The sequence below is a fragment of the Fredinandcohnia onubensis genome (assembly GCF_002734285.1).
Classification (GTDB): Bacteria; Bacillota; Bacilli; order Bacillales; family Bacillaceae_L; genus Ferdinandcohnia; species Ferdinandcohnia onubensis_A.
Window position 1 is genome coordinate 230,967 of record NZ_NSEA01000014.1, and the last position, 10,413, is coordinate 241,379.

Sequence of the window (10,413 nt, forward strand, 5' to 3'; positions counted from 1 at the left end):
TTAGATAATCACACAACACAAAAAACGACCACAAATGAAAAAAAGTAGCCGTTTTTTTTATATCATATAAAATTTTAACTCAAAATTTGTTTTACCTTAACCAACTACATTTTTATATGTCTTTTGCAAATAACTTTTATTAATCTTACCCACATGTGTTTTAGGGATCTCCTCCACAAAGATAAACTCTTTTGGTACTTTATATTTGCCTATCTTTTCTTGACAGAACTCTATTAATTCATTTTTTGAAACGTGTTGGTCTGGCATTAAAGAGACCACAGCAATCACCATCTCTCCCCATTTTTGATGAGGTACCCCGATAACAGCAACCTCATTAATAGCAGGGTGCTTGCTAATACATTGTTCAACCTCAAGTGGGTACACATTCTCTCCACCTGTGATAATCATTTCTTTCTTGCGCCCCACAATATAGTGATAGCCTTCTTCATCACATCTCGCTAAATCCCCTGTGTGCAACCACCCGTCATTGTACACTTCCTTTGTTGCATCTGGATTATTCCAATAATGATGGAATACATGTTTTCCACGAATCAATAGCTCTCCAACTTCTCCAGACTTTGCCTCATGTCCTGCGGCTGTCATAATCTTCACTTCATTAAAAAACATGGCCTTTCCAACAGACCCTCTTCGAAACCTTGATATTTTCGGATCAATAAAGAAATTATTTGGCCCCGCCTCTGTTAAACCATAACCTTCTTTAAACGATAATCCCTTTTCTTCAAAGGCCTGATAAATTTCGAGTGGGCAAGGCGCTCCCCCAGATAGAAAGGTATGCATGGTTGGAAATGTCATGTTTTTGAAGGATGGGGTGTTAACCATCATATGGTACATCGTTGGAACGAGTAAAACGATTGTACATCCTTCTTGATTAATAAGTTGAATGGCACGTTTAGGCTCAAAATTTTTTGCTATTACAACCTTGCCCCCCATCATTAAAATAGGAAGGGATAACGCATTAAGACCTCCAGTATGGAACATCGGCATATAGGTTAATGTCACATCTTCTGCTGACAAATTCCAGCTCACAATAGTATTTAACCCATTCCACAAAATAGATTGATGAGATAGGACAACTCCTTTGGGTTTTCCTGTTGTTCCACCTGTATAAATGATCGCCAAAGGGTCTTTTTCTAGAATGCACATCTCTGGTTCAACGGAGGTACTTACTACATTTACAATCCGATGATACTCCTCAGAATCAATTTTTATGATTTTCCTAGATTTATTTTCTTGTAATAAATCCTCAAATTGGCTTGAAAATGCAACTAGTTTTGGTGACGAATTTGAAAGTATATAATCGATTTCTTCACTCGATAAGCGCCAATTTAGCGGTACAAAGATTGCCCCAATTTTTCCACATGCAAATAGCAAATCGAAATAACTAACATCATTCGGAGATATTAGTGCTACACGATCTCCCTTCTTGATGCCAATTGTTTTAAAAAAGCAAGCGATACTTTCCGCACGTTTATTCAGTTCCTGAAAGGTAAATCGGCTGCCAGTTTCCCCATCCACGACAGCTATCGAATCAGGTGATAGTCGAGCCCGATTTGCAATCCAATCCAGTTCCCACCTCACAACTATCTCTCCTTACGTCTTCTTAATTCTACTCTTACTATAGAAGACAGGAGTTACATGGTAGTTACATGAGTGAAGTTATGAAAAAAAGAGTGGGTCTCCCACTCTTTTCGTTACATCATAATCCCACCATCAACATGCAAGGTTGTTCCGTTCACATAATCGGCTTCATCGGAGGATAAAAATAAATACGCATTGGCGATATCCGATGGTTTCCCAAGTTTTTGAAGTGGAATCATTTGCTTTAATTGATTGATAACTTTTTCAGGCACGGTTGCCACCATTCCTGTTTCAATAAATCCTGGTACAACTGCATTGACGTTGATTCCTTTTCTACCGAGCTCTTTTGCCCATGTTTTTGTCATCCCGACTACCGCGGCCTTAGATGCTGCATAATTTGTTTGCCCAACATTTCCATATACACCCGTTACAGAAGAGGTACTAACAATTTTTCCTTTACCATTTGCAATAAGATGTGGAACCACTGCTTGTGTACAATTGAAAACGCCTGTTAAGTTCACATCAATAACCTTTTGAAAGTCCTTCTGAGAAAGCTTTGTCAGCATCGCATCACGAGTAATTCCGGCATTGTTTATTAAAATATCAATCTTTCCAAATCGCTCCATTACAGCTGCAACCATTTGATCGACACTGTTTCTATCTGCAACATCGACTTGAAAGAACTCAACATCTGCACCTTGTTCTTTTAATTCCTCTGCTCTTTTTGCACCTGTTGTGTCATAGTCTGTTAACGCAACCTTTGCACCCTCGCGTACAAATGTAATAGCTGCTTCTAGCCCAAGCCCATTTGCCGCTCCTGTGATAATTGCTACCTTATCCTTTAATCTCATTTTGCAGGCTCCTTTTGTTCGATAAATTCATGTATATGTTTTAACAACAAATCTAGGTTATCAATTAACGGAGAATGTCCACAGTCTGCTAATTCAATAAATGTTCCTACTTCACCTAAATCCTCAACTATTTCTTTTGTCATTTTATCTGTAATCACCAAGTCTCTATCACCACGTAAAATTAAGACTGGGATTTTAATCTTTTTCACAAGACCATTTCCCTCAACCAATCCGTTATGATATTCACTGATATTATATTTATTTAATGAATAATAGACTTCAGCTAGATTTCTTTGTGTTAACATATCGTCTAAATATTCGTCATAATGATTCTCATCAGGCAAGTTATGGGTATAAATTAAAGCATTCCAAATCGCTTTTAATACTTCTTTATTTCTAGTGTCATACGCATTTTGAATCGGAATAATTCTAAGTGGATCCTTTAAGATATCCTCATAAGTTTTAAGTCTCTTTGAATAATCCTCTTTCCCCTCTGAATTAACCTCATAAAGCGCAATACCTCTTGTTGAGACGGACTCCACTAATATCAACTTATTACAATATCCTGGATAATCCACTACAAACTGCATTCCTACGGTACCACCAGTTGACCAACCAGCAATGCTAAAATCTGATAAGCCTAATTCATCAACAAATAGTTTGATATCATCAGAAAAGTCCTTTATCGATTGTATGGGCTTGTTATATGAGGATATTCCAAATCCCCTCATATCAACAGCGATAATTTTGTAATCGTTATCAATTTTATCAATTAATATATCCCAGTGCTTTGACGAAGTCATGTTACCATGTATAAGTAAAAGAACTTTTTCGCCACCCTCACGTTCCCGATATCCTAACGTTTCTCCATTTGCTAGATTAACAGTTTTCAGTTCGATTGCTGGCATGAACGATCCCCCCATTTTATTGCCGTGGCCCCCCACGCATATCCAATTCCTGCACTCACTAACACAACAAGGTCTCCTTCTTTTATTTTACCTTTTTTTTCGGCTATTTCCAAAGAAAGAATTTGATCCATTTGACCGATATGCCCATACTCATTTAGATAGATTGATTGTTCCTCAGATAAGCCTAATTCCTTTAACACGTAATCATGGGCTGACTTCTTCATGTGGAGAATACCTAAATAATCAATATCTTTCTCTGTATATCCACTTTTTTCTAATGCGGTTCGAATAACCTTAAGAAAGTTTTGCATGGACTTTTCTTCAAGTCGTTGCTTCATCCCTTCTGGGTCAAGGACATCGAGCATGTTTAATTTTTGCTCAAGCGCCTCTTTTGTGATTGGATTTTTTGTTCCCCCTGCTACAACGACAACGTCCTCGGAAAATGCACCGTCCGTTATAATATGACTTTCAAGGACGTGATTTTTTTGTGCACCTCTTTGTAAAAGAATTGCACCTCCACCAGCGCCTAGATTATACATAAAGCGAGTTCTCGGATTCTCGTAATCAATGAAATCTACATTGCGATAACCACCTGCAAGTAAAACCGTTTTAATAGAGTCATCCGACTTCATCATATTCTTAGCCACTTTTAAAGCCATGATTGTCGTACCACAGCGCATCGCAACGTCAAAACCCCATGCATTAACCGCGCCAAGCTCTTGTTGCATCTTAATCGCAGCTGTCCACAAGGGATATTCCTTATGTTCTTCGCCGATATAAATGATTAAATCGATATCCAGTGGATCAATCTTTGCTTTGTTTATAGCTTCTTTTGCTGCTTTTATTCCCATTTCACACGTATGGTCATCAGGTCCGGGAATTGGCTTTTTCAATATGCCCAGTTTCTTTTCAACAATTTCCTTAGGTATCCCGCTCATTCGTGAAATGTCTTCTCCAGTTAGAAAATCATTTGGAATGTAAATTCCTGTACTTATAATTCCAACTGATTGCAAAGTCAATGTGAGTCACTCCTCTATTACACGTTTCATGTACTGAACAGCATCATCTAAATCGGTAACAATTACTTCATCTTCCCCTTGAACATGGCTTACCTTTATCCGCCACTGCTTTTTCATTGTCTCACTATCAACATGAATTAAGGCACAACGGACAACGAATGAAGTTATGGTTTGATTATCATTCATGACCCTCTCTCCTTAGCCAGCTATTTTTTCTTTATCGACGTCTTTCGTTTTATTACTACCTTTTCTTTTATAAAACCACGACTTTACAGTTCCGACGATTCCCATTGGGAAGAACATAACGGCTAAGATATATAAAATGCCAAAAAAGATCATCCATCGTTCAAAAATCCAATGAACCTTTGCAAGTCCTGTTAGCCAATGGTGGGCAAATTCAATTAGTCCCGCTCCTATGATGGCTCCAACAAGCGTCCCTACTCCACCAATGATCGTCATGAGAAGAGCATCCAGTGTCACATCGAGCGCGAATACCGATGTATTTACAAAACGTAGTGTAAGAACATACATCGAACCAGAAACACTTGCGATAATACCAGCTACTATACTTGCAATGATTTTATAATGAATCACATTGTAGCCTAGTGACTCTGTCCGTGGTTCATTTTCCCGAATAGCTTGAAGAACTCTCCCTAGAGGAGATTCTGTGAATCTCTTTAACACTAAAAAAACAACAATCATAAGGATTAATGTAATAAAATAAAGAGTCAGCCGGTCTTTAAAAACGTCAGGGATGCGAAAAGTAAATCCGTCATTCCCCCTAGTTAACGACCTCCATTTTTCTGCAGCTACTAAAAACAAGCCTGAGAACGCCAACGTCAGCATCGCATAAAAGTGACTCTTTAACCGTAGTGAGAGTAAACCGACAACATAACTTAAAATGGCTGCCAGAATCATTCCAACAATAATCGATAGTAAAAATATAGGAACTGTTGGTTCAAAGCGATCTAAAAGAACTCCTGTCGAATAGGCACCTATCCCAAAAAACATGGCATGCCCGAAAGAAACAATTCCTGTAAAACCTAGTAAGATATCATAGCTCATTGCAAAGACAGCAAAAATAAAAATTTGTGTAAATAAAATTAATATACTTCTAGTATCATTGATAAATGGATAGCATAGAAGGAACACAGCTGCTGCAATGTAGATTATATTAGTTTTTGAAGAACCAGTAAGAAGCTTCATTTCCTCACCCCTTTACACCGAATAATCCTTGTGGTCTAAAAATTAATACAACGGCCATTAGAAGCATATTAACTGCTAGTGATAATTCTGGGACATAGTATGCCATGAAGGATCCCGATAACCCTACTAGGATTGCTGCAAACAGGGAGCCTGTAATACTTCCCATCCCACCAATAACAACGACAATGAATGCGAGTATTGCAAATTCCATTCCCATCTCTGCATAAATTTGGCCGGAATATGGTCCTAGTAATACACCACCAAGTGCTGCCATAGCTGCACCTACCATAAAGACAAGCATAAAAATCCTTTTAATATTGATTCCTAGTGATTGAACCATTTCCTTGTTAATTACACCGGCACGAACAATTAATCCTATTTTTGTATTTTTAAGGATATAGAAAATGAGGAAGAAAACTAGAAATCCTACCAAAATGATAAACAAGCGGTATTTGATTAAAATAACCCCGCCAAACTCCCAGCTCCCGCTTAAATATTCAGGGGTTTTCGCACTCAATTGGTTCGGTCCCCAAACAACCTTTAACATTTCAGAAAGAACGATCATAACCCCTAGCGTAATCAAAATTTGCTGAACATGATTTCCATATACAGGAGTAACAATGAATTTTTCCATAAGTAAACCTAAAATAAGGCCTGTAATCAGGGCAGTCACAATTCCGGCTACAAAGCTTCCAGTTTGCCCATATGACCAAACTCCTGCATATGCTCCCCAGGCAAACAAACCTCCATGTGCAAAGTTAAGGACATCCATAAGACCAAAAATCAAGGTTAACCCTGCCGCAAGTAGGAAAACCAACATACCTGTAGCAAGGCCGTTAATCGTTAAATTGATGATTGCTTCCACAAATTTTTCCTCCTTTCACCCATGAGTCCTACTACGCAATTCCTAAATATTGTTTACGGAGTTTTTCATTTTCTTTTAACTCCTTCATTTCACCACGATGTACGGTCCTTCCATCGTCAATAATGAAAAAGCGATCTCCGATCGTACTTGCCATGATAAAGTTTTGCTCCACGAGCACAATTGTCGTTTTTGACTTCATTTCTTGAATGGATTCCATCACTTTTTCAACAACAATTGGTGCTAGTCCCTTACTTGGTTCGTCAATGAGCAATAAGTCATTGTTATTGACATATGCTCTGGCAATTGAAAGCATTTGTTTTTGTCCACCACTGAGGTTTCCGCCCTTTCTTTTCCAGAACTTCTTTAAATCTGGAAACAGATTCAAAATATAATCTAGACGCTCCTTCGTTTCTTCGTTTTCCTTTTTGATTGCAACTTTCATATTTTCTTCTACAGTCAACTCTCCGAATATCCCTTGGTCTTCAGGGACATAGCCAATACCTTTTGTGGCAATATGGTAGGTTGCTAGACCTGAAATGTTCTCACCATTAAATTCAATTTTTCCTTTAGCCGGTGGATTAAGTCCCATAATCGACCTTAAGGTAGTTGTTTTGCCGGCACCATTTCTGCCTAATAGAACGGTAACCTCTCCTTTTTTAGCCTCAAACGAAACGCCTTGAAGGATATGAAATTGATCAATATAGGTTTCTATTCCCTCAACCTTAAGATGCAGTGTCATCGTACAAACCTCCTAAATACGCTGATTGAACTGTTTCATTGTTCATGATTTCTTCCGGTGTTCCATCAGCAAGCAATCTGCCGTTAAATAAGACCATCACACTATCAGAAAGATCAAGAATCATATCCATTTTGTGTTCAATCAAAATAATGGTGCGATTCCCTTCCTCCTTAATTTTCTTGATGACCTCGAGGATTGCAGGAACCTCCTCTAGTGACATTCCAGCAGTTGGTTCATCAAGTAACAGAACCTCAGTCTCCAATGCCAACAACATGGCTATTTCTAATTTACGTTTTTCTCCATGTGCAAGGTTTTTAGCGATTGCATCAGCTTTATTATCAAGAAGAACAAGCGATAAAATCTGTAATGCCTTTTCTTCGAATTGTCGATATTTACGGAAATGCTTAAACATTTGGTAGCGAACACCGGATTCCGATTGAACGGCTAATCGTACGTTTTCTAGAACCGTCAAGTTTGGAAAAACATTCGTTATTTGAAAGGATCGACCGATTCCTTTACGTGTACGTACTGTTGGAGATAATTTTGTAATATCTTCTCCTTTTAAGAGAACTTGACCAGCTGTCGGTGTAAGCTGACCACTTAATAAATTGAAAAAAGTTGTTTTGCCGGCACCATTGGGGCCAATAATTGATTTGAAGTGGTTCGGAGGAACTGATAAATTCACATTATCAACAGCTACATGGCCTCCAAAAGCGATTGTCAGGTTTTTCGTTTCAATAATATTCATCACGTATTTTCACCTCTTTTTTCTAAAAGTAAGCTTCGGTAGTAATCCTACCGAAGCTTATAGTTCAAATTAGTTGCGAACTGGTGGAGCTGTTTCCTCTGGGCTTAACTCTCTTATTAAGACTGGTACTGGATAATCCACACCATCAACCTTTTCCAGGCGAATCGCATATAAAGTTTGAAGAGCTTGATGATCTTCTTCACGGAATGTCATTTTTCCTTTCGGTGTATCAAAACTCATTCCTTCCATTGCTTCGATTAGCTTATCTGCATTCGTATCGCCATCTGTCTTCTTAATCGCTTCTACAATTGCTAAGGCAGCCGTCATTCCTCCTGGAGTAAATAAGTCAGGAACCTCACCATTGAACTTTTCTTTGTGTTTTTCAACTAACCAATCGTTAATCTCATTTTTCGGAAGCTGATGATAGTAAACGGTGAATCCTTCCATTCCAACTAACGCTTCCATTGTTGCAAGTGCTGGGATATCTGGAGCACCTGTGGAAATTTTAATACCATTTTCTTGGACCTTCATATCTGCAATTTGGTTCCAAGGTGAATTTGCACCTGCCCACACAACAAATAAATAATCAGGCTTTGCTTCAATAATCTTCTGGATATTAGAAGTAAAGTCAGTTGCTGCAGGATCTGCATATTCTTCATGGATAATTTCAGCACCTAAATTTTCGGCGGCTTCCTTAAAGGCTGCAACTCCATCTCGACCGAAAGCATAATCTGGTGCAAGGGTTGCAATTTTAACCCCTTCTTTTGCAATTGCTGCAGCGCCTGCAACCGCATCCTGTGATGAATTACGGGCTGTTCTAAATATATATTCATTCCAATCTGCACCTGTAATACTGTCTGCTGCAGCTGGTTCAACAATCATAATCTTTTCATATTCTTCAGCTAATGGAAGAACAGCTAATGTATCTGCTGAACTTGATGATCCTACTAAGAAGTCAACTCCGTCTTCTTCAATTAATTTTGTTGCTTTTTGAATGGCAACTTCTGGTTTTGTCTCAGTATCCTCTACAAAGAATTCGATTTTTTGACCATTTACTTCCATCGTCCCGTCTGTAGCGTACTCGAGGCCTAGTTCAAATCCTTGTGTTGATTGCTTGCCGTAGGATTCAAGCCCACCACTTAATGAAGCAAGTACACCAATTTTGATTGGATCCTTTGATTCTTCTGCTGGTTTGTCTGAATCTCCTGAGCTTGGATTCTCTTCTTCTGTAGTTGATGATCCTGAGCTACATGCCGCAGCTATCACCATTAACATGGCAAGCATGCTTAAAAAAAGCATTTTACGAAATGAGAAATTCTTCATTTTACCTTCCCCCTTATGTTCGTTGAAACTGTGAAACCTTTGCATTCATCGTACTTGAGGATAGTTACAACTGAGTTACAAAATCACTTTAGAATTTTTCAAACACCCTTCCATTGAATAACAGTAGCAGCCCATGTATAACCCGTTCCGGCACTTACTGCAACCGCAATGTCCCCTTCACATAATTTACCTTGCTCATTAGCAAAATGAAGGCCTATACACGGGTCTAGTGCCGACATATGTCCATGATGATCTAAATAAATTGTATTATCTTCTGGTATTTGTAATGTATGAAGTAGTTCTCTAAACATGGAGCGCTTCGTATGTAGTGGTAGAAGAACATTAATATCTTGAGGTGAATAGCCGCTTTTCTGCAATGAATTTCGAATCACTTTTTCGAAATTGGGAATGGATACAGGGTCAAGTCTCTCCTTCATGCTGGATGGATCATGTACATCGATATAATGTTGCCTATTTACTACGGTTTCAATGCTTGGGAAAAGCTTAGAACCTCCAGCAGGTACCCGAACATCCTCATAAAATGAGCCATCGGTGATTATCGAGCTTTCCAGAATTTCACTTAAAGTGGAATTTTTCTTAACGAGTACAGCTGCCCCACCATCACCAAAATTAAACATAAACCTGGAACGGGGGTTTTCGTAATCAATGATTTGTGATTCCTTACAACCTCCAACTAGTAAAATGTTTTCTATCGTTTTATCGGATGTAAGCATATCCTTTGCCACTTTTAAAGCAATAGGAAAACAAGAGCTCACATTCATTAATTCAAAGGCATATGCGTTTTTCGTTCCTAATTCAAATTGAAGCTTTGGAGCACATGACCAGACTAAATAATCCTTATGTGGACTACCAAAATAGATAACAACATCAATTGATAAAGGATCTATTTTAGAAAGTAGTTGCTTTGCAGCCTCAATTCCTAGATCAGTAGCCTGCATTGTATCGTCGGACACATGCTTTTGATACAAACCGAATTTCTCAATGATAACCCGTTCAGGAATTCCAGTTTTTTTAGACAATTCCGCTGCTGTTTCAATTCCTTTTGGAAAATATACACTTGTCGCTTCAATTCCGACATTTATCATACTAATCCCCCTTCTGGATGAACCGTATTGTCAAAACTTTTATAAGAAA

The 10,413-nt window shown here is 38.4% G+C and carries 11 protein-coding genes; all 11 read right to left on the bottom strand.

Annotated features, from left to right (window positions below):
- Nucleotides 1–96: 96 nt before the first annotated feature.
- The gene (locus tag CKJ95_RS15225; protein WP_099354296.1) at nucleotides 97–1,599 is read right to left on the bottom strand and encodes an acyl-CoA synthetase; all 1,503 of its coding nucleotides are present in this window, start codon (nucleotides 1,597–1,599) and stop codon (nucleotides 97–99) included.
- A 113-nt stretch (nucleotides 1,600–1,712) separates the two neighbouring features.
- A complete protein-coding gene (gene fabG, locus CKJ95_RS15230; RefSeq protein ID WP_099354297.1) occupies nucleotides 1,713–2,450 on the bottom strand; it encodes a 3-oxoacyl-ACP reductase FabG in 738 nt (245 codons plus the stop codon).
- Entirely contained in the window at nucleotides 2,447–3,358 is a 912-nt protein-coding gene (gene phaZ, locus CKJ95_RS15235) for an intracellular short-chain-length polyhydroxyalkanoate depolymerase (RefSeq protein WP_099354298.1), read from the bottom strand. Before phaZ ends, fabG begins: the two co-directional genes overlap by 4 nt.
- On the bottom strand, nucleotides 3,340–4,371 hold the full coding sequence (locus CKJ95_RS15240; protein ID WP_099354313.1) for a 3-oxoacyl-ACP synthase: 1,032 nt from the start codon (nucleotides 4,369–4,371) through the stop codon (nucleotides 3,340–3,342). Before CKJ95_RS15240 ends, phaZ begins: the two co-directional genes overlap by 19 nt.
- 12 nt (nucleotides 4,372–4,383) lie before the next feature.
- On the bottom strand, nucleotides 4,384–4,563 hold the full coding sequence (locus CKJ95_RS15245; protein ID WP_099354299.1) for a hypothetical protein: 180 nt from the start codon (nucleotides 4,561–4,563) through the stop codon (nucleotides 4,384–4,386).
- Between the two features lie 12 nt (nucleotides 4,564–4,575).
- Complete coding sequence (locus tag CKJ95_RS15250; protein ID WP_099354300.1) at nucleotides 4,576–5,583, bottom strand: branched-chain amino acid ABC transporter permease; 1,008 nt, start codon at nucleotides 5,581–5,583, stop codon at nucleotides 4,576–4,578.
- A 4-nt stretch (nucleotides 5,584–5,587) separates the two neighbouring features.
- Nucleotides 5,588–6,448, bottom strand: a complete 861-nt coding sequence (locus tag CKJ95_RS15255) for a branched-chain amino acid ABC transporter permease (RefSeq protein WP_099354301.1) — start codon at nucleotides 6,446–6,448, stop codon at nucleotides 5,588–5,590.
- 31 nt (nucleotides 6,449–6,479) lie between these two features.
- Nucleotides 6,480–7,187, bottom strand: coding sequence for an ABC transporter ATP-binding protein (locus CKJ95_RS15260; protein ID WP_099354302.1), 708 nt, complete (start codon nucleotides 7,185–7,187; stop codon nucleotides 6,480–6,482).
- Nucleotides 7,171–7,938 carry an ABC transporter ATP-binding protein gene (locus CKJ95_RS15265; RefSeq protein ID WP_099354303.1) on the bottom strand — a complete coding sequence of 256 codons (768 nt, stop codon included), beginning with the start codon at nucleotides 7,936–7,938 and terminating at the stop codon, nucleotides 7,171–7,173. The genes CKJ95_RS15260 and CKJ95_RS15265 overlap by 17 nt, the downstream gene beginning before the upstream one ends.
- Before the next feature lie 66 nt (nucleotides 7,939–8,004).
- Nucleotides 8,005–9,258 carry a substrate-binding domain-containing protein gene (locus CKJ95_RS15270; RefSeq protein WP_099354304.1) on the bottom strand — a complete coding sequence of 418 codons (1,254 nt, stop codon included), beginning with the start codon at nucleotides 9,256–9,258 and terminating at the stop codon, nucleotides 8,005–8,007.
- A 98-nt stretch (nucleotides 9,259–9,356) separates the two neighbouring features.
- Entirely contained in the window at nucleotides 9,357–10,361 is a 1,005-nt protein-coding gene (locus tag CKJ95_RS15275) for a 3-oxoacyl-ACP synthase (RefSeq protein ID WP_099354314.1), read from the bottom strand.
- Between the last annotated feature and the right edge of the window lie 52 nt (nucleotides 10,362–10,413).

Coding starts and splice junctions, on each gene's coding strand:
- CKJ95_RS15260 (WP_099354302.1), bottom strand. CDS start 7,187: ATGACACTGCATCTTAAGGTTGAGGGAATAGAAACCTATATTGATCAA.
- CKJ95_RS15245 (WP_099354299.1), bottom strand. CDS start 4,563: ATGAATGATAATCAAACCATAACTTCATTCGTTGTCCGTTGTGCCTTA.
- CKJ95_RS15250 (WP_099354300.1), bottom strand. CDS start 5,583: ATGAAGCTTCTTACTGGTTCTTCAAAAACTAATATAATCTACATTGCA.
- CKJ95_RS15270 (WP_099354304.1), bottom strand. CDS start 9,258: ATGAAGAATTTCTCATTTCGTAAAATGCTTTTTTTAAGCATGCTTGCC.
- fabG (WP_099354297.1), bottom strand. CDS start 2,450: ATGAGATTAAAGGATAAGGTAGCAATTATCACAGGAGCGGCAAATGGG.
- phaZ (WP_099354298.1), bottom strand. CDS start 3,358: ATGCCAGCAATCGAACTGAAAACTGTTAATCTAGCAAATGGAGAAACG.